Origin of the sequence: Streptomyces sp. NPDC051662, from assembly GCF_040681655.1 — a bacterium.
Taxonomy (GTDB): domain Bacteria; phylum Actinomycetota; class Actinomycetes; order Streptomycetales; family Streptomycetaceae; genus Streptomyces.
The window spans coordinates 49,224-67,392 of record NZ_JBFAZD010000001.1; the positions used below are offsets into that span (position 1 = coordinate 49,224).

15 protein-coding genes are annotated in these 18,169 nt (G+C 71.0%); 3 read left to right on the plus strand and 12 right to left on the minus strand.

Annotated elements, in window-relative coordinates:
• Nucleotides 1-213: 213 nt before the first annotated feature.
• The 4 genes from AB0M67_RS00285 to AB0M67_RS00300 form a co-directional block, all read right to left on the minus strand.
• Entirely contained in the window at nucleotides 214-1,320 is a 1,107-nt protein-coding gene (locus AB0M67_RS00285; RefSeq protein ID WP_365740910.1) for a hypothetical protein, read from the minus strand.
• 4 nt (nucleotides 1,321-1,324) lie between these two features.
• The gene (locus AB0M67_RS00290; RefSeq protein ID WP_365740912.1) at nucleotides 1,325-2,251 is read right to left on the minus strand and encodes an N-acetylneuraminate synthase family protein; all 927 of its coding nucleotides are present in this window, start codon (nucleotides 2,249-2,251) and stop codon (nucleotides 1,325-1,327) included.
• A 12-nt stretch (nucleotides 2,252-2,263) separates the two neighbouring features.
• Nucleotides 2,264-3,478 carry an acylneuraminate cytidylyltransferase gene (locus AB0M67_RS00295; protein WP_365740914.1) on the minus strand — a complete coding sequence of 405 codons (1,215 nt, stop codon included), beginning with the start codon at nucleotides 3,476-3,478 and terminating at the stop codon, nucleotides 2,264-2,266.
• A 215-nt stretch (nucleotides 3,479-3,693) separates the two neighbouring features.
• Nucleotides 3,694-5,016, minus strand: a complete 1,323-nt coding sequence (locus AB0M67_RS00300; RefSeq protein WP_365740916.1) for a DUF6716 putative glycosyltransferase — start codon at nucleotides 5,014-5,016, stop codon at nucleotides 3,694-3,696.
• A gap of 208 nt (nucleotides 5,017-5,224) precedes the next feature.
• Between AB0M67_RS00300 and AB0M67_RS00305 the strand changes: the two genes are divergently transcribed.
• Together AB0M67_RS00305 and AB0M67_RS00310 are read left to right on the plus strand one after the other, a co-directional pair.
• Nucleotides 5,225-6,205, plus strand: coding sequence for a glycosyltransferase family 2 protein (locus tag AB0M67_RS00305; protein WP_365740917.1), 981 nt, complete (start codon nucleotides 5,225-5,227; stop codon nucleotides 6,203-6,205).
• Entirely contained in the window at nucleotides 6,205-7,569 is a 1,365-nt protein-coding gene (locus tag AB0M67_RS00310; protein ID WP_365740919.1) for an alpha-2,8-polysialyltransferase family protein, read from the plus strand. The genes AB0M67_RS00305 and AB0M67_RS00310 overlap by 1 nt, the downstream gene beginning before the upstream one ends.
• A 79-nt stretch (nucleotides 7,570-7,648) precedes the next feature.
• Here the strand turns inward: AB0M67_RS00310 and AB0M67_RS00315 are convergent, their stop codons facing one another.
• The 6 genes from AB0M67_RS00315 to AB0M67_RS00340 form a co-directional block, all read right to left on the minus strand.
• Nucleotides 7,649-9,832 (minus strand): polysaccharide pyruvyl transferase family protein, encoded by a 2,184-nt coding sequence (locus tag AB0M67_RS00315; RefSeq protein WP_365740921.1) that lies wholly within the window; start codon nucleotides 9,830-9,832, stop codon nucleotides 7,649-7,651.
• Nucleotides 9,829-11,358: a hypothetical protein gene (locus AB0M67_RS00320; RefSeq protein WP_365740923.1), complete on the minus strand. Its 1,530-nt coding sequence runs from the start codon at nucleotides 11,356-11,358 to the stop codon at nucleotides 9,829-9,831. The genes AB0M67_RS00315 and AB0M67_RS00320 overlap by 4 nt, the downstream gene beginning before the upstream one ends.
• Nucleotides 11,359-11,509: 151 nt before the next feature.
• Entirely contained in the window at nucleotides 11,510-11,683 is a 174-nt protein-coding gene (locus tag AB0M67_RS00325) for a hypothetical protein (RefSeq protein ID WP_365740925.1), read from the minus strand.
• Complete coding sequence (locus tag AB0M67_RS00330; protein WP_365740927.1) at nucleotides 11,680-12,237, minus strand: GNAT family protein; 558 nt, start codon at nucleotides 12,235-12,237, stop codon at nucleotides 11,680-11,682. Before AB0M67_RS00330 ends, AB0M67_RS00325 begins: the two co-directional genes overlap by 4 nt.
• 25 nt (nucleotides 12,238-12,262) lie before the next feature.
• Nucleotides 12,263-12,925 carry a leucine efflux protein LeuE gene (gene leuE, locus AB0M67_RS00335; RefSeq protein WP_365740929.1) on the minus strand — a complete coding sequence of 221 codons (663 nt, stop codon included), beginning with the start codon at nucleotides 12,923-12,925 and terminating at the stop codon, nucleotides 12,263-12,265.
• A 70-nt stretch (nucleotides 12,926-12,995) separates the two neighbouring features.
• Nucleotides 12,996-14,594: a methylmalonyl-CoA mutase family protein gene (locus AB0M67_RS00340; protein WP_365740931.1), complete on the minus strand. Its 1,599-nt coding sequence runs from the start codon at nucleotides 14,592-14,594 to the stop codon at nucleotides 12,996-12,998.
• A 325-nt stretch (nucleotides 14,595-14,919) separates the two neighbouring features.
• Between AB0M67_RS00340 and AB0M67_RS00345 the strand changes: the two genes are divergently transcribed.
• Nucleotides 14,920-15,876 (plus strand): L,D-transpeptidase family protein, encoded by a 957-nt coding sequence (locus AB0M67_RS00345; protein WP_365740933.1) that lies wholly within the window; start codon nucleotides 14,920-14,922, stop codon nucleotides 15,874-15,876.
• 211 nt (nucleotides 15,877-16,087) lie between these two features.
• Here the strand turns inward: AB0M67_RS00345 and AB0M67_RS00350 are convergent, their stop codons facing one another.
• Nucleotides 16,088-17,263 carry a hypothetical protein gene (locus AB0M67_RS00350; protein ID WP_365740935.1) on the minus strand — a complete coding sequence of 392 codons (1,176 nt, stop codon included), beginning with the start codon at nucleotides 17,261-17,263 and terminating at the stop codon, nucleotides 16,088-16,090.
• Nucleotides 17,263-17,982, minus strand: coding sequence for an RNA polymerase sigma factor (locus AB0M67_RS00355; protein WP_365741805.1), 720 nt, complete (start codon nucleotides 17,980-17,982; stop codon nucleotides 17,263-17,265). Before AB0M67_RS00355 ends, AB0M67_RS00350 begins: the two co-directional genes overlap by 1 nt.
• Nucleotides 17,983-18,169 lie beyond the last annotated feature (187 nt).

Genomic DNA, 18,169 nt, shown 5'->3' on the forward strand with positions numbered 1-18,169 from the left:
GAGGTCGTCCAGGCGCGCCAGTTCGTCCAGAGTGAGCGGGGGTGCCGGGTGGGCATGGTGAGCGGTCAAGGTCGGTCGCCCCCTTCTCTCCTTTCACCGTGCGTCTGTTCGAAGGCGCGCGGGTGCGTAGGTGACCTGTGGGGCTGATGCCAGCGCCGTCTACGTCCCCTTTGGGCCAAACGGGTGAACGAGTGAACGTGCAACGTGCCGGGCTCAGGCCGGCGAAGGCAGTCTCGGGAGGCGGTGGATGTCCCGGGCCGTGCCCGTCACCCCCGACAGGAAGCCCTGGGCGCGCGGGCTCGCCGTCTCCTTCAGCCATTCCGGGGCGATGTCGCAGACCGCGACGCGTACGCCCGTACCCGCCAGGGCCAGGGGGAGGGTGTGGACCACCGTGGAGGGGAAGCTCAGGATCGTCTTGCCGATCGGCCCGCGGCGCGCGATCACTTCCAGGGGGAGGTCCGGGCGGACGATCTCCAGGCCCGTGACCGTGTGGAGGCGGTGCAGCTTCTCCACGTCCTCGCGGCGGTGCGCGAAGTAGCGGGTGGCGCCGTGCGTGCGGGCGAGGGCCGTGACCGCCTCGATGTACTGGTCCGCGTCGATCACGCCCGTCTCGACCAGCGACGTACCGACCATGTCCGCGCCCGCGGATATCCGGGGCGGTCCGAACGTGGCCCGCGTCCACTCGAAGCGGTTGGCGGTGACGGTGATGCCGGGCGGGATCTCCTCGACGGGCATCGAGGTGAAGACCTCGACCGTACGGCCGTCCGACGGGGAGAGCCGACGCCGCGCCGCCGCGGTGACGGGCGCGAGGACCAGTTCCCGCGGCCCGCGGCTGCCGCCGCGCCGGTGCCAGCGCACCAGCCGTTCGCCGCGGGCGATCTGCCCGATGAACTCCAGCGTGGCGGTGCCGTCGTCCACCACCGTCAGTTCCTTGCCGCTGACCAGGGTCAGCAGCAGCTGTACATAGCGGGAGAACGGGTCCCCGATGACTATCCGGCCGGCCTTGCGGAGCAGCGGGGTGAGTTCCCGCAGCGTCCGCAGGGGCGCCCCCGCGCCACCGCGCGCCTCTTGCCAGCGCACGGTGAAACCCTCGTCACGGGCCAGCTCCGCCATTCTGCGGAGCTGACCGCGCGACATGGGATCGGTGGGTGACAGCACGACGACGGTGAGGGCGTCACCGGTCGCGCTGGCTCGCGCCCACTCCAGCACATTGAGCAGCTGGACCGGGCTCTCCACGAACGCGATCGCGTCGGCGTTCCCGCCGGCGTCTCCGCCCGCGGTCGCACGAGGGTGCGGGGAGCCCCCGCCGGCACCGGTCATGGCGTCAGACCGCCACCGGCTCGGTGGACTCGGCGACGACGCCCGCGACACGGCGGAGCTTCTTCATCGGGCCGAGCTCCGACTCGTAGACCTTCTTGACACCGTCACCGAGGGACGCCTCGATGGTGCGGATGTCGCGGACGAGGCGCTGGAGACCCTGCGGCTCGACGGAGGCGGCCTGGTCCGAGCCCCACATGGCGCGGTCGAGGGTGATGTGACGCTCGACGAAGGTGGCGCCGAGGGCGACGGCGGCGAGGGTGGTCTGGAGACCGGTCTCGTGGCCGCTGTAGCCGATCGGGACGTTCGGGAACTCGGCCTGGAGCGTGTTGATCACGCGCAGGTTCAGCTCCTCGGCCTTGGCCGGGTACGTGGACGTGGCGTGGCAGAGCAGGATGTTGTCGCTGCCCAGGACCTCGACCGCGTGACGGATCTGCTTCGGCGTCGACATGCCGGTGGAGAGGATGACCGTACGGCCGGTGGCGCGCAGGGAGCGCAGCAGCTCGTCGTCGGTGAGGGAGGCGGAGGCCACCTTGTGGGCGGGGACGTCGAACTTCTCCAGGAAGGCGACGGCCTCGGTGTCCCACGGGGACGCGAACCAGTCGATACCGCGCTTCTTGCAGTGCTCGTCGATGGCGCGGTACTCGTCCTCGCCGAACTCGACGCGGTGACGGTAGTCGATGTACGTCATCCGGCCCCAGGGGGTGTCCCGCTCGATGTCCCACTGGTCGCGCGGGGTGCAGATCTCCGGGGTGCGCTTCTGGAACTTGACCGCGTCGCAGCCGGCGTCGGCGGCGGCGTCGATCAGGGCCAGGGCGTTGTCCAGCTCGCCGTTGTGGTTGATGCCGATCTCACCCGTGACGTAGACCGGGCGGCCGGGTCCGGCGGTCCGCGTGCCGAGGGTGCGCAGGCGCGAGGTGGAGTTGGTGCTCATGGAGCGTCCTTACTACTTGTTGAGGGTGGGGGTGTGGGGGGTCTGGAGACCCGGCCCGAGGATCCAGGCGGCGATCTCGCGGATCGCTCCCTCGCCTCCGGGGGTCGTAGTGACGGCACGCGCCGCGGCGCGTACGGCGTCATGGGCGCTCGCGACGGCCACCGGCCAGCCGACGAGTCCGAAGCACGGGAGGTCGTTGACGTCGTTCCCGACGTAGAGCACCCGCTCGGGCGCGATCCCGTGCTCGTCGCACCACTGCTTGAGCGCGACGTCCTTGCGGTCGATGCCATGCAGCACCGGCACCTGGAGCTTGCGGGCGCGGGCGGCGACGACCGGGTTCTGTTCGGTGGAGAGGATGAGCAGCTTCAGTTCGCTGCGGCGCAGCGCGGCGATCCCGAGTCCGTCGCCGCGGTGCACGGCGACCATCTCGCGGCCGTCGGAGTCGACGAAGACCTTGTCGTCGGTCTGGGTGCCGTCGAAGTCGAGTACCACCGCGTCGATGTCGTCGTACGTCGGCAGGACGGCCGGGTCGAGGAGCGGGGCCAGGGCGCGGGCGCGGGCCAGATCGTGCGGGTCGTCGATCTCCAGGACCCGGGCGGGGTCGGTGGTGACGAGCGCGGTGTGGCCGAAGAAGCGGTGCTTCGCCTCGCGGAAGCCTTGGGCGCGCATCGCGTAGGCGGCGCCGGTCTCCAGATACTCCTGGGGGCGGTCCTGGCGGCGCGGCCGGTTCGCCTTGTCGTGGTTGACGCCATAGCCGCCCGAGGCCCCGGCGTCGGCGCTGCCCGCGCCGTCCTGGCGCCAGATGAAGCCGTGGGTCGGCGCGACGGTCAGCGCGCTGTCCGCGCCGTCCTCGGTGACCGCGCCCGCGACGCCGTCGAGGTCCTCGGCGGTGATGAACGGGCTCGTGCACTGCACCAGCAGGACGACCTCGGCGGTCTTGCCGCGCATCGCGCCGTAGGCGTCCATCGCGTGCAGCACGGCGGCCTCGCTGGTGGCCGTGTCCCCCGCGATGGCGGCGGGGCGCAGGACGACCTCGGCGCCGGCGGTGCGGGCCGCCTCGGCGATGGCCGCGTCGTCGGTCGAGACGACGACATCGGTCACGCGCCGGGCCGCCAGACAGGCGCGGACGGCGCGCACGACGAGCGGTACGCCACCTACGGGGGCGAGGTTCTTGGCGGGTACGCCCTTGGATCCGCCGCGTGCGGGGATCACCGCGAGGACGGTCATCTGTACTCCTTGGTCCGCGGACGGCTCGTCCGCGGGTCGTTCAGCTGCGGGTCGTTCAGCTGCGGGTCGGTCAGCTGCGGCCCGGTCAGCTGGGGTGGGTCGGTTCGGGGCCGGGGCGGCCACCGCGGGGGCGTCCGCGGCCCGGTCGTCCGCCACCCGTCCCGGGGTGGCGGGCCGGCCGGAGGCCGGTTCCTGTGCCGGCGCCGACGGCCCGGTCACAGGTCGCCCATGCGGCGGATGACGGGCGCCACGCGCTGCACTCCATGGCGGTAGGCGCCGCGCGCGGCGCCCCGTACGGCCTCGCGCACCACGCGTCTGACCCCTCGGGCATCGCCGTCGGAGGTCCTGGACGGCAGTGGAGTCCCGTCCACGGCCAGGTGGTAGCGGGCCAGCAGCGGCGGCAGATACCCCGGTGCGGTGGTGGCCGTGTAGTACGGGCTGATCTCGGGCAGCTCGGGCCCGTCGAGCAGCTCCGCCACCCGCTGCCGGGCCGTGTCGAAGGCCGACGCGTACGATCCGTCGGCGGCGACGCCCTGCCGGTCCGCCCAGACGGCGTCGGGGCGCGGGCGCCCGCCGCCGTCCAGCTGGTCCCAGGACGCCAGACAGCCCGAGCCGATGAAGTGATGGTTGCCGAGCGGTTCCCGCACCCCGAAGTCGGTGAGGATCGCGGTCGGGATGCGCCGGTGCAGGGATTCGAGTGCGGCCGTCGAGGAGACGGTGACCAGCAGATCCGTACGGTCGAGGACCTCGCCCATGTTCCCGTACACGAGCCGGAAGTTGGGCGGCAGACCGCCCGGCACCTTCTCGGCGAGGCGCTGGTACGGGAACTCCTCCACATGCGTGGTGTGCTCGCCGGGCTTGCTGCGGAGCTTCAGCAGCACCTCGCGGCGCGGGTGGAGCCTGGCGTGCTCGACGAGGCGCCGCAGCAGATACGTACGGTCGGCGCGGCTCGCCGGTACGGAGGGCTGGGCGGCGAAGACGACGGTGTCGCGGCCCTCCTCGGGCACATACCGCTCACCGCCGAGGAAGGGCAGCGCGGCCTCGGTGACCGAGGAGGCGTCGGCGCCGACCCCTTCGTACACGGTGCGGAACCGCTGCGCGTCGTAGCGCGAATTGGCGAGGACGACATCCGCGCCGTGCCGCAGCAGCAGCCCGTCGGAGAGCTTCTCGTAGACGACCCCGACATAGCCGGTGACGATCGCGGGCCGGTCGGTCAGCTTCAGGGCGGCTATCCCGTGCAGCATCGCCTGTACGGCGCCGCCGACGAGGGCCAGGACGACGATGTCGTACGACTCCTCGCGCAGTGTCCGCAGGAAGTCCGTGCCGGTGAGCTCACGCAGGGCGTCCGCCTCCGCGCCGACCTCGGCGAGCTGTCTCGCGGTGGGCGTGGCCCGTCCGCGCAGGAGAAAACCGCTGAGCTCTATGGAGCGGTCGTCCGGCGTGATGCGGCGCGCGGTGAGCGCGCCCCACTTCCACCGGGTGTCGGAGTCGGCGAGCACGGCGACCCGGACCGCTTGACCGCTGGTACGTGATGGCACGACGAGGACGTTAGAAAGTCATTCCGTTTGTCGCCCCAACTCAATGGCAATAAAGGGTTAACAGCACGTCTACGAATGGCGACGCGGGCCCGGAACGGCCGGAAAACGACCCGGATCCGGACCGCTTCACCATTCCGCCATTCTTCGTTCACCTTCCATGCGCCCGGATGTCAGGCTGCATGACGCGCCGCCGCCTAGCGTCTCGCGGGTGGCCAAGCTCTCTGTTGTCGTGCCGTTCTACAACGTGCAGACGTACGCCCTCGAAACCCTTAGAAGCCTGCGCGCGAACAGCCGCGAGGACTTCCAGTTCGTTCTTGTCGACGACTGTTCGACGGATGGGACCCCACAGATCCTCGAACAGGCGGCGCGCGACCTCCCAGGGGCGGTCCTCCTCAGACATGAGAAGAACGGAGGGCTGGCCACCGCCCGCAACACGGGTCTGGACGCCGCGGACGGGGAGTACGTCACCTTCCTCGACGGCGACGACTGGGTGGCCCCCGGCTACTACGAACAGCTGCTCGCCTCCATTGAGGGGCTGGGCTGCGATTTCGTCCGTACCGACCATGTCCAGTTCACGGCCAGGGCCCGGACGATCCACCGTGTCCCCGTCGGCCGGCGCGGGGAGGTGCTGTCGCCCCGGGACGCGATCCTGCCCGCCGACCGCTCCACCGCGGTCGACTATCCGTACGCGTGGGCCGGCGTCTACCACCGCCGGCTCGTCGACCGCGGTCTGGTGCACTTCCCTGACGGGCTGCGGACCGCCGAGGACCGGCCCTGGATCTGGCGGCTGCACCGCGAGGCGGAGTCCTTCGCCGTGGTCGGACTGCTCGGAATCTTCTACCGGCGGGGGGTCGCCTCGTCGCTCACCCAGATCGGGGACGTACGGCAGCTCGATTTCATCCGCGCCTTCGACCAGGTCATCGAGGAGACCGCGAAAGACGCGGAAGCGGACCGTTTTATGCTGAAGGCCGTGCGCACCTACTGCGCGATCATTTCCCACCATCTGGCGTCCAAAGAGCGATTCGAACCGGCCGTGGCGCGACAATTGCGCACGATGAGTGCCGCCGCTCTGAAACGACTGCCTCAGGACGTCTTGAAGGAAGCGCTGGATTCGATGGACCTGGACCGCTCGGCCCGGCTGCGCCGCCTGCGAAGGCGGCATGTGTCCGCCGGGAAGGCGGCAGCGTGATGGCGTCGTCCCTCTTTCCGAGCGCGCCCGCGGCCGGGCGTACGACGCAGGTCTTCTGCGCCTCCACCCTCTACGGAGCGGCCACCCTGGCCGCCGCGATCGACGCCGGGCTCTTCCCCGCGGCCGGCCGCCGGCTGCTGGTCGTCTGCAACAACGCGGGCTCGCCCGAGCTGACGCCCTCGATCGACGAGATGCCCGGCTTCGACGAGCTGCGCGACCGGTTCGACGACCTCGTGTCGTGGAACGAGACCATCGCGCCGTTCCACCCGGGCAGCTGGGCGCCGCGCGCCGACGACATCCCCATCTGGGAACGCCATCTGCGGCTGGCCTGGCGGCTCGGTGACGACGACGTACAGCTGATCGTCGAGTCGATCCAGGTCAACCCGGCGCTCGCGATCGCGCAGATCTTCACCGGCGCACCGATCGAGGTGTACGCGGACGGGCTGATGAGCTACGGGCCCACCCGCTCGAAGATAGAGCCCCTGGTGGGCGAGCGGGTGCGCAGACTGCTGCATCTCGATCTCGTACCGGGACTCAAGCCGCTGCTCCTGACCGAGTTCGGCGTCGACGCCGAGCTGGTGCCGACGGACGCCTTCCTGCGCGTCCTCGACGAACTCACCGACGCCGAGCGGACCTTCGACACACCGTCGGAGCCCCCGGCGCTGCTCCTCGGCCAGTACCTCTCCGCGCTCGGGATCCTCACCGAGAGCGAGGAGGAGGAGCTGCACATCCGGATGGTGCGGGGCGCGGTCGACAAGGGCCACACCCAGGTGATCTTCAAGCCGCATCCCACGGCCCCGGCCGCCTGGTCGCGGAAGCTGGAGCAGGAGGCGAAGAAGCTCGGCGCCGAACTGACCATCCTGGACAGCCCGGTGCTCGCCGAGGTGCTCTACCGGCGGCTGAAGCCCGCGCTGGTGGTCGGCTGCTTCTCGACGGCGCTGTTCACGGCGTCCGCGTTCTACGGCATTCCGGTGGCGCACACGGGCACGGAACTGCTCCTGGAGCGGCTGACCCCGTACCAGAACAGCAACCGCGTGCCGGTGACGATCGTGGACGCGCTGCTGCCGTCGCTGGACGACAGTGACGCCGACGCCCAGACGCCGGACCCCCGGATCGCGGAACTGATCGCGACCGTCGGGTACGCGATGCAGCACCAGATCTACCCGGGACTGCGGCCCACGGCGGAGAAGTACCTCTCGGAGCATCTCGACACGCACACCTGGCGCTACTTCAAGCGTCGCCGGCTCACGGCGCTGGCACTGCCCGGCGCGGTCCCGGCGCAGCTGGCCCGTATCCCGCGCAACGCGACGGCCCGGCGGATGGTGCGCCGGGCGCGGAAGCTGCGCCGGGCGGTGCTGCGCTAGGTCTCGTACTCCCCATCGCCGGACGGGCCGATACGCGCCGCCCGTCCGGCGGGGAACAGACCGCCCGCCCGGCGGCGGCTCAGCCGACCGGACTTCCGGCAGGCGTCCGCGCGCCCGCCCCCAGGATCGCCCGCAGCTCGGCCGCGTTCGTCTCCGTCACCTTCCACAGCTCCCGCTGTCTGCCGTGTACGTCGGCGACGGACGCCGCGTGATCGTCCAGCAGCCCGAGCGCCCGCTCGGTCAGCACCGCCCCGAGGTTCTTGTCATGGACGGAGACGCCCCACTCCGGGCGTTCGATGTCGGACAGGAAGTACGCCATCTTGGGATGTGAGATCAGGCTGATGATCGGCGTCCCACAGCCGAACGGGATCATCCCCGCGTGCCCCCGCATCCCGATGACCAGCTTCGTACGGGCGTAGATGTCCCGGATCTCGTCGTTCTCCGAGTCGTACATCGGGATCACCGGCAGCGAGATGCCGTGCTCGCGCCGTAGGTCGAAGGCGATCCGCTCGTCGTCCACCGAGTGCGCCACACACTTCACCTCGGCATGACCGCCCAACGCCCTTATCGCCTTGGCCAGTTCGGCGAGGAAGTGCCCGTAGTCATGGCCGAAGCGCAGCCCGGCCCGGTCGTACGCGGCGTTGATCAGGACGGTGTTCTCCCGCTGCGCGGGGTCGGTCCAGCCCTTGACCAGCTGCCGGGTGACGGTGGTCGGGCAGGGCTGGAAGCGCACCTTCCCGTGCAGTTCGGCGGGGAGCAGCGCGCGGACCTTCTCGATCGAGCCGTGGTTGCGCAGCCCGAAGAAGGCGGACCGCTCGACGAGCCGGCGCAGGGCGGCGTTGAAGCGTTCGCGCCGGTAGGACTGTCCGTCGAAGGCGTTGAAGCCGACCGCGTACACCATGACGGGCACATCGATCCGGTCGAGCAGCGCGTCGGGGACGTTCCACTGCCAGGCGCTGTTGCCGTTGGGCGCGGTGTCCGGTATGAACAGCCCGCCGCCCCCGATCACCAGCCCGCGCCGGGCGTTGACCCGCTCCAGCGCGGCTTCGTCGAAGAGCCGGTGGGCGTGGATCGAGTGCCAGCGGCGGGGTCCGGTGTCGGCGTCGAAGGTGAGCCGTACGGACTCGGGCAGCAGCTTGTCCCCTGCGTTGCCCTGCTGGGGCATGTAGTACGCGACATGCGCGAGCTGGTCGCGCGCCGCGCCCTCGCTCGGGTTCGGCTCCGCGCCCAGGGCGCTGCCCAGCGCACCGGTCGTACGGCGCTGCATCTGCCGCGCGCCCCGGTGCGTGGGGTCGGCGGAGAGCCCGTTCATGGCGTGCCGCTGTGCCGTGGTGTCGTCCCCGTGGATCCAGGCGATCTGGGCCAGCCGCGCGAAGGCGGTGGCGGCGCGCTTGGGGGCGGCGGTGGCCAGCAGCAGCTGGGCCTCGGCCTCCTCGTAGCGGGACAGGCTCATCAGAGCGTGCCCGAACACCTCGTGCGGCCAGGCCTCGTTCACCGGGATACGGACCGATCCCAGCAGGTCGGCGGCCTCCTGGAACTCGCCCGCCGCGATATGGGCGAGCGCGACGCGGCGGGCGGTCTCCACATCTCCGGTGCGGGCGATATGCGGGGTCCCGTAGTGCACGATCAGATCGTGGTGGGGGGTGCCGTTCAGCGCGAGGTACGCGGAGTGCAGCTCGGCGTCGGAGAGTTCGTACTCCCTCCGGTCGTCCGGCGACTCGCTGACCGGCGCCTCGCCCCCGGACGTCACCGAGTCCGTGTGGTCCCGCTGGATGACGAGGGTGTCTCCGGGGGTGAAGGCGACCACTCCCTCGCGCAGCCGCAGGAGTGCGCCGAGATCGCCCCGTACGACCGTGCGCGGATCGAGGACGATCACGGTGTCGTAGTCGGGGATACGGATACGGAACAGATCGTGGCGCGAGCCGGTTCCGGCGCTGCCCGCGGGGCGCAGCTCGACGCGCGGGTGGAGCGCGTGGATACGGGCGACGGAGGCGGGCGGCAGACCGGGGCCGCCGTGCAGGACGACGAAGTCCTCGCACACGCCCGGGTTGGACAGGGCGAGGCTGCGCAGCAGCGCCAGGAGGCCCGGCACGTCGTCGTCCCCGACGAGCGCGGCGAAGGCGATACGGCGCTTGCCGGTGAGCGAGTTCGCGGCCCCGGGGTTCGGGGTCGCGGGGCTCGGGGTCGCGGAGCTCGCGGGCACGGAGCTCGCGGGCACGGGGCTCGCGGGCACGGGGCTCGCGGGCACGGGGCTCGGGGTCATCTCAGGGAAATCCTCGTGTCGTTGACGCTCTGGGCGCGTTCCATGACCCATGCCTTCTCGCTGGTCCGCTCGCGCTCGGAGGTGACGGGTACGCGCATCGCTCCGGGCAGGCGGTGGACGCCGCTCTCGTAGAAGTCGAAGCCGAACAGATCGAGCGCCGGGCTGACATCCAGGAAATCAAGGAGCCACAGCGTGTTGAACCCGCTCGTCGGAACGGACGGCCAGGCGTCCCAGTCGACCCCGCCGAGATGGCGCAGCGGCCAGCGCACCGAGTCGTCGGTGACATACCGCTGGGCGCCCGGCACCAGCCGCTCGCGCAGTGAGTAGCCCCACTTCTCCGCGGACCCGCCGAACACCATCCGCGTCGTCACGGGCCGGTCCCAGTTGAAGCCGTGCTCGTGGGCGGTGGCGTGGAGGTCGGTGCGCGTACCGGTGGCCGGCGCGTCGATACGGTACGAGCTGAACCGTACGACCAGGTCGTACGCGTCGATCTCCGGCCCCAGCGAACCGCGGCCGAGGCTCTCCGAGTTGGCCACCAGACAGATGGATTTCCCCGCGATGAGATTCCGCAGCTCACCGACGCCGATCCAGTCGACCCCGCCGAGCGTGGGATCCGCGAGGGGCGGTCGCATCCGGTTCCTGCGCTGTTCCGCGTAGTGGCCGACGAGTCCGCGCAGCCGCGAGGCATCGCCGTCGGCGGCGGCGATCCGCAGGTCGAGGTACTCGCCGACGGCGTTCTGGAGCTCCCCGACCGGATGGCGGTCGCGGCCCATGGCCAGCAGCGCGCCGACGAGGCGCGGCTCGGCCCCCTCACGGTCGCCCTTCTCGTGCAGCCGCAGGCCCTCTTCCCACACGTCCCGTACCTCGGAGGCCGAGGCGGACGCGGCCACGAACTCCTCGGCGCGGGGGCACTCGCGGGCCAGCAGCCGGAGCATCTCCTCCTGCTCCCGGACGGCTGTCCGCAGCCCGGCGAGGCGGGGGGCGACGCCGTACCAGTCGTCGTCGGTGAGCGCGAGATAGCGCTCGTACGCGTCGACGGCCGCGATCTCGTCACCGGCGGCCTCCAGGACCCTGGCCCGCAGCCGCCAGCCGGCGCGGGAGCTTCCGCGCTCGGTCAGGACGGTGGCGCTGATGAGGAGGGCGAGCGCCGGCTCGTCGCCGCCGTCACCACACTCCAGGGCCGCGGTTCCGGCGGCGAGCAGCGCGTCGAACACCTCGTTCGTGCAGGTCCCGGACGCCGGGGAGGCCCCGGACTCCGGAGTGGGCTCCGCCGAGGCGTGCAGGGTGCCCAGGTGCCGCAGCTTGGTGGCGAGAGCGGTGCGCTTGCGGTCGTTCTCCGTACCGGCGGCCGAGAGCCGGTCACTGTGCAGCGCGCAGACGCGCAGACACTCCTCCAGCTCCTTCGAATCCTTGACGTGCGGACCGTCCGACGGCGCGGTGGCGGTACTGCCGGTGTTTCGGCTCCGACCGTTCTCGGCGTTCTTACCGCCGCGCCATATCGGCCACAGTCTTCGGGCCTTCGTCATGCTGCTCCCGGCGTCTACTGCCCCACGGACAGATGGTGAGTCGGTGACAGGGTAGGAAATCTCTCCGCCCCGGAGGTGAACGCACACCATCGGTAAGGGGAACGAAACACTTCGGACATCGGCGGCTGGTAGGCGGAAGGCCTGGCCGCCCTCAGCGGTCGCGGAAGGGTTCGACGACCGCGCGTTCGCCCGGGACGGCACGGTGGGCGAGCCGGTGGCCACCAGTCATCGAGATGATCACGCGGTTGCCGGCGACGGCTCCCACTTCCCGCCGCAGAAGAAGCCAACCACGGCCTTCGGCACCCTCGATGGCTGAGCCGCTCACCGCTCGCTCATCGGGTGCAGTTGGGCGAACTCGTCGGCGAGCATGCCCAGCATGACGAGATCGTGGTGCCGGCCGGCGAAGAACACCTGATCACGGAGGCGGCCCTCCTCGACGAATCCGAGCCGGCGCTGGAGCGCCAGCGATGCCTCGTTGTGCGCGAAGACCCGCGCGCCGCACTTGTGGAAGCGCCGCTCGGCGAACATGAAGCGCAGCAGCAGTACGACGGCCTCCGCCGCATAGCCCTCGCGCCGGTGATCGGCGCCGATCGTGACGCCGTACTCGAACCAGCCCGCGCGCGGGTCGGCGTGGTACGAGCCGACAGCCCCGACCGTCTCCCCCGTCCCGATGGCTTCGATCGCCAACTGGAAGCAGTCGCCGTCGGACGCGGCCGCCGCCTGCTCCTTCGTCCACGCGCGGAAACTCTCGGCCGACCGGGGCGGGCGCAGCAGATCCCCCAGCCGCTCCTCGTCCGTGGCGAAGCGCATGAACGCGGTCCAGTCGTCGGGCTCGATACCACGCAGACGTATCCGCTCGCCCGTCCAGAACGAAGTCATCCCCGATTCGACCACACGGCCGCTCTCAGGCGCTGCTCAGTGACAGCTTCACCGCGAAGCCGAGGAACAGCGCGCCCGCCGCCGATGTCATGCCCGCCGACAGCCGCTTGCGGCGGCGGAAGGCGGCGGCCAGGCGCGTGCCGCCGAAGATCAGGGCCGACAGATAGAGGGCGCTGGCCACGTTGGCGAGGAGCCCGAGCAGGACGAACGAGAGCGCGGGGTGCGCGTAGCCCGGGTCGACGAACTGCACGAAGAAGGAGATGAAGAACAGGATCGCCTTCGGGTTGAACAGGCTGATCACCAACGCCCTGCGATACGGCCGCTCCGTCGCCTTCGCCGTCGGTGAGGTGGCGGACGCGGACGCCGTCTCCGCGCGCTCGTGCCGAGTGCGCCACATCGACCAGGCCGCGCGCATCATCCCGATCGCGAGCCAGGTCAGATATCCGGCGCCGGCGAACTTCACGACGCCGAAAGCCAGCTCATTGGCCTGGAGCAGCGACGCGACACCGGCGGCGGAGAGCACCATCAGTACGGTGTCGCCGCACCAGACGCCCGCCGCCGCGGAGTAGCCCGCGCGTATCCCGCGCCGGGCCGCGACGGAGAGCACATAGAGCGAGTTCGGTCCCGGCAGCAGAACGATCAGTACGAGGCCCACCAGGTAGGTCGGCAGATCAGTCACACCCAGCATGGCCGGAGTGTCGCACATGCGGACCAACACCCGCATGTGTGTTCAGGGGCAGCGAAATGGCAGCGTCGGGTCAGCGCGCGTCCGTCGGTACGTAGGTCCCCCACACCCCCCGCAACGCGTCACACACCTCCCCCACCGTCGCCCGCGCCGCCAGCGCCGTCTTCATCGGCGGGAGCACATTCGCCGTCCCCTCCGCCGCCGCCCGCACCCCCGCGAGCGCGCCGTCCACCGCGGGCTGGTCCCGCTCCGATCGCAGCCGCGCCAGCCGGGCCGCCTGCTGGGCCTCGATCGCCGGGTCGACGCGCAGCGGCTCGTACGGTTCCTCCTCGTCCATGGTGAAGCGGTTGACGCCGACGACCACCCGCTCACCGCTCTCCGTCTCCCGGGTGACGGCGTACGCGCTGCGCTCGATCTCGCTCTTCTGGAAGCCGCGTTCGATCGCGTCGACCGCGCCGCCCATCTCCTCGACCCGTGCCATCAGCGCGACCGCCGCGTCCTCGATGTCGTCCGTCATACGCTCGACGGCGTACGAGCCGGCGAAGGGGTCGACGGTCGCGGTGACATCCGTCTCGTACGCCAGCACCTGCTGCGTACGCAGCGCGAGCCGGGCCGAGGTGGCCGTCGGCAGGGCGATGGCCTCGTCGAAGGAGTTGGTGTGCAGCGACTGCGTACCGCCGAGCACCGCCGCCAGCCCCTGGACCGCCACCCGTACGAGATTGACCTCGGGCTGCTGCGCGGTCAGCTGTACCCCGGCGGTCTGGGTGTGAAAGCGCAGCATCAGGGACTTGGGGTCCCGGGCACCGAACTCGTCGCGCATGACCCGGGCCCAGATACGGCGCGCGGCACGGAACTTGGCGACCTCTTCGAGCAGCGTCGTACGGGAGACGAAGAAGAAGGAGAGCCGGGGCGCGAAGTCGTCGACGTCCATGCCGGCGGCGATGGCCGTCCGTACGTACTCGACCCCGTTGGCCAGCGTGAACGCGATCTCCTGCACGGGCGAGGCCCCGGCCTCCGCCATGTGGTAGCCGGAGATCGAGATGGTGTTCCACTTGGGCATCCCGGCACGGCAGTACTGGAAGATGTCGGCGGTCAGCCGTAGCGACGGCTTCGGCGGGAAGATGTAGGTGCCGCGCGCGATGTACTCCTTGAGTACGTCGTTCTGGACGGTACCGGTCAGCGCGGCGCCCGGTACGCCCTGCTCCTCGGCCACCAGTTGGTAGAGGAGGAGCAGCAGCGCGGCGGGGGCGTTGATCGTCATCGAGGTGGAGACCTGGCCGAGCGGGATCCCGTCGAACAGCACCCGCATGTCGTCGATCGAGTCGATCGCGACCCCGACCTTGCCGACCTCGCCGCTCGCGAGCGGGGCGTCGCTGTCGTACCCCATCTGGGTCGGCAGATCGAAGGCGACGGACAGGCCCGTCGTGCCGTGCGCGATCAACTGTCGGTAGCGGGCGTTGGACTCGGCGGCGGTGCCGAAGCCCGCGTACTGCCGCATCGTCCACGGCCGGCCCGTGTACATCGACGGGTAGACCCCGCGGGTGAAGGGGTACGAGCCGGGCTCGCCGAGCTTCTCCGCGGGGTCCCATCCCGCCAGCGCGCCGGGGCCGTAGACCGGTTCGACGGGCAGACCGCTCTCGGTGAGCCGTTCGCCGCCGGGTTCGCGTGCCATCTGCTCTGCTCCCTGCCTCCGCTGACGGTCCGTCATGACCGACCGGTCATGACGGACTGTAGCGGCGCGCGCACGGCGTGTACGGGGCACACGCGGGGGCGGGCACGGACGCCGGCGCGTGGACACGGACACCGACGCGCGGCCATGCGCGGGATCGTGACGGCCCGAACGGGCAGCATGGCCGGAAGTACTTTCACTCCGGGGAATCGCCCACTGGAATTCGTCTCCCGGCAGGGGAAGATGGCTCCGGGGCAGGATTCCTCGCCCGCTTGGGCAATCGTGTCCGGCGGGGGACTGTCTGAGGGAACACTGAGGAACGCATGCCATGGATCACGGGAGAAACCGGGGGACGCCGAAGATGCTCAGGACATCCGCCCTACGCACAGGGCTCGCCACAGCCGCCGTGCTGGCCGCGGGCGTCGGCTGTACGGTGCAGCCGCTCCCCGGGGCGGCCGATGCCAAGCCGGGCGGCGTTCCCGTAACGGCGAACGGTTCTTCCTCGCCGGTGCCGTTCCAGCCGCCGTCGCCGTCGTCGAAACCGCCGACCGGACCCGCTGTCGGCACCACGACGGCCCCGATGCCCACTCCCGAGCCGCCCAGGACCGCCACGCCGCCCCCGGCGCCGACGCCGAGCCGGACCACGTACCGGCCCAAGACGCTGATGGCGAGCGGTTCTGAGAGCGACCGGGTACGGGAACTCCAGGCGAGGCTCCAGCAGACCGGTCACTTCGAGCTCAACCCGACCGGCTACTACGGCTCCATCACGGTCTCCGCCGTCTCCACCTTCCAGAAGGACCGCGGGCTGCCCGCCACCGGCGCGACGGACACCGTCACCTGGCAGCGGCTGGTCGTGGTGACCAGGATGCCGACCCGTGACGAACTGCGCCCGCCGACCACCAGGCCCGTCGCCAAGCCCGATCCGCGGTGCCTGGAGGGGCGGGTGTTGTGCATCAGCAAGGGCAGCCGCACGCTCACCTGGATGATCGACGGCAAGGTCAAGTCGGCGATGGACGTGCGCTTCGGCTCGCAGTACACCCCGACCCGTGAGGGCACGTTCACGGTGGGCTGGAAGTCACGGGACCATGTCTCGACGCTGTACGACACCCCGATGCCGTACGCGATGTTCTTCAGCGGCGGCCAAGCGGTGCACTACTCCGCCGACTTCGCGGCCAGTGGTTACGAGGGCGCCTCGCACGGCTGCGTCAATGTCCGGGACCAGAAGAAGGTCGCCTCGCTCTTCGATCAGGTCCGCACGGGCGACAAAGTGGTCATCTACTGGTAGGGCTCAGGCCCTGGGAGAGGATGGCGCGGGCGGGACCGGGGGAACGTGTCCCGCCCGCGCCGAGTGCGCCGAGCCGAAGGTACGGGGGGAACCCCGGCTCTCTGCGCGGCCGATGACCAGTCGGCTCACTCTGTACTGCGCCGTGGTCCGAAAAAACGTCACACCTGATGTCCCGGAACCGTAAAGCTCCAGTTCAGGAGGGTGTGGGGAACTATTCGGCAGATCCCGTGTACGCGCCCGTGGGAACCGGAGTCGGGACGGGGGTCAGGACCGGGGTCGGGACGGGAGTCGGGACCGGGGTCGGGAGCGGAGTGGAGACCGGGGTCGGAGCCGAGGCCGGGGGCGCGTACGGCGCGGGCGTCCAGTACGGGGGCGGCGTGGGCGCTTGCTCCGTGGGCACGCCCGGTGATCCCACGAACCCGGCGCCGCCCCCTTCGTCGCCGTCGTCCTCGCCCTCGTCGCCCCCGTAGTCCTCGCCCTTGCCGTTCTTGGTGCTGTGGCGCCGGTCGTCGCCCAGCAGCCGGTCGCAGAAGCGCGCGGCCCCTTCCGGACCGTCGGTCGCCGACTCCAGGGCTTCCTTGCGCTTCGGGTCGAGCACACCGTCGCGGTAGGCGCGGCAGGCCTTGACGGTCTTGTTGAACCACTCTCCGGACATGGAGTTCGAGGGGGGACCCGGCCGGTTGTCCCTGCCCTTCCCGTTCGCACGGCCGTCGCCGCCTTCGCCCTTGCCTTCATTCTCACCGGCGTGGTCACCCTCGCCCGTACCGCCGCCGGGCGTGGGCGACGGGGGTGGCGAGGGCTGTCCCGTACCGGTCCCGCTCGGGGTGTCCGAGGGGTCGGCCGGGTCCCGGCTCCCGTCGAGCGAGCCGGAACCGGAGGCGAGCGGCCTCGGAGAGGCCACCGCCGAGACGGAGTTGACGGGGCTCGGGTTGCGCTCGTCGCCGAAGATCGGGGGCAGTACGCCGGCGCCCGCCGCCGCCGCGATGCCACCGAGCGCGCAGCCCGCCACCGCCGCGGCGAGTCCCCTGCGCATGGGGCGGGCGAACCGCGGCGCGCGTACGGCGCGGGGGTCAAGCGCGATACGTACCGTACCGAGCAGATCCCCGGCGCCCGCGCCCATGGCGCCGCGGTCCCGGACGGCCCCGCGCGCGTCACCGCCCTCGGCCACGGCCTTGCGGAAGGCGGCCAAGGCGGCGGCTTCGCCGGGAAGTTCCTCTTCGTGCGCGTTTGTTTCGTTCGCGTATGTGACGGCGCTCATGTCCCGCAGGGCCTCGGAGAGCTGTTCCGATCGGGCCCGGACGTGTTCGTCCGCCGTCTCGACAGGCTCACCGCGCAGCAATCTCTCCGCCGCGTCCCTGTCAAGCCACGGGTTACGCTCCTCGGCCATCACATGTCCTTCTGCGTCCGCGGGCGCGAATCCGTCACACCCGCGGAGGCCGCGGCTCCGGGCCGCATGGTGCGCTGTGGGGGTACGCCACCGAATCCGCCCTCCCGACCGGGGGCGCCGGGGAACGCACGGGGCGACGCGCCGGGGTGGCCGGGGTGCTCGGGGCCCTCGTCGGCGTCGAGCAGTTCGGCGAGGCGTTTGAGTCCGCGGTGCGCGGCGGTCCGTACCGCGCCGGGCCGTTTGCCCAGCGTCTTGGCCGCGCTCTTCGCGTCGAGTCCGACCACCACCCGCAGGACGACCGCCTCGGCCTGGTCCTGCGGCAACTGCGCGATCAGCGCCATCGTCCGGCCGGTGGAGAGCGCCTCCATCGCCTCGTCCGCCGTGTCCGAATCGGCCGCTTTCCCGGTCAGCTCGGTCTCGTCGGCACCGATCGCGGGGCGTCTGCCACGCATCCGTATGTGGTCGAGGGCGCGGTTACGGGCGATACGGGCGGCCCAGCCGCGGAAGCGGTCGGCGTCCCCGGAGAAGCGGCCGAGGTCGCGGGCGATCTGCAACCAGGCCTCGGAGGCCACGTCCTCGGCGTCCGGCTCACCGACGAGAGTCCGTAGGTAGCCCAACAACCGCGGGTGCACCGCGCGGTACACAGTACGGAAGGCGTCCTCGTCCCCGTCCTGTGCCGCGAGCACCGCGGCGGTCAGCTCCGCGTCGTCCCCCAGCACTCCCACAACCTGTCCTGAAATCGCGGCTGGTCACTGGCCGCGCCGCCCCACGCGACTCTGCACGCTACGGCGTTCCCGGGCCCGCGTCCATGTCTTGTACAACCTGCAACTACACGCTGACATTCTGCGGTGTGACAGAAAACGCATCGGTGGCGCTGATATGAGTACGGGGCCGTGACGCGGCTCC

Bases quoted from the DNA above. Each gene is read 5' to 3' on its own strand.
- AB0M67_RS00285 (WP_365740910.1), bottom strand. From the start codon at position 1,320: ATGACCGGTGCCGGCGGGGGCTCCCCGCACCCTCGTGCGACCGCGGGC.
- AB0M67_RS00290 (WP_365740912.1), bottom strand. From the start codon at position 2,251: ATGAGCACCAACTCCACCTCGCGCCTGCGCACCCTCGGCACGCGGACC.
- AB0M67_RS00295 (WP_365740914.1), bottom strand. From the start codon at position 3,478: ATGACCGTCCTCGCGGTGATCCCCGCACGCGGCGGATCCAAGGGCGTA.
- AB0M67_RS00310 (WP_365740919.1), top strand. From the start codon at position 6,205: ATGGCGTCGTCCCTCTTTCCGAGCGCGCCCGCGGCCGGGCGTACGACG.
- AB0M67_RS00315 (WP_365740921.1), bottom strand. From the start codon at position 9,832: ATGACCCCGAGCCCCGTGCCCGCGAGCCCCGTGCCCGCGAGCCCCGTG.
- AB0M67_RS00320 (WP_365740923.1), bottom strand. From the start codon at position 11,358: ATGACGAAGGCCCGAAGACTGTGGCCGATATGGCGCGGCGGTAAGAAC.
- AB0M67_RS00330 (WP_365740927.1), bottom strand. From the start codon at position 12,237: ATGACTTCGTTCTGGACGGGCGAGCGGATACGTCTGCGTGGTATCGAG.
- leuE (WP_365740929.1), bottom strand. From the start codon at position 12,925: ATGCTGGGTGTGACTGATCTGCCGACCTACCTGGTGGGCCTCGTACTG.
- AB0M67_RS00340 (WP_365740931.1), bottom strand. From the start codon at position 14,594: ATGGCACGCGAACCCGGCGGCGAACGGCTCACCGAGAGCGGTCTGCCC.
- AB0M67_RS00345 (WP_365740933.1), top strand. From the start codon at position 14,920: ATGGATCACGGGAGAAACCGGGGGACGCCGAAGATGCTCAGGACATCC.
- AB0M67_RS00350 (WP_365740935.1), bottom strand. From the start codon at position 17,263: ATGGCCGAGGAGCGTAACCCGTGGCTTGACAGGGACGCGGCGGAGAGA.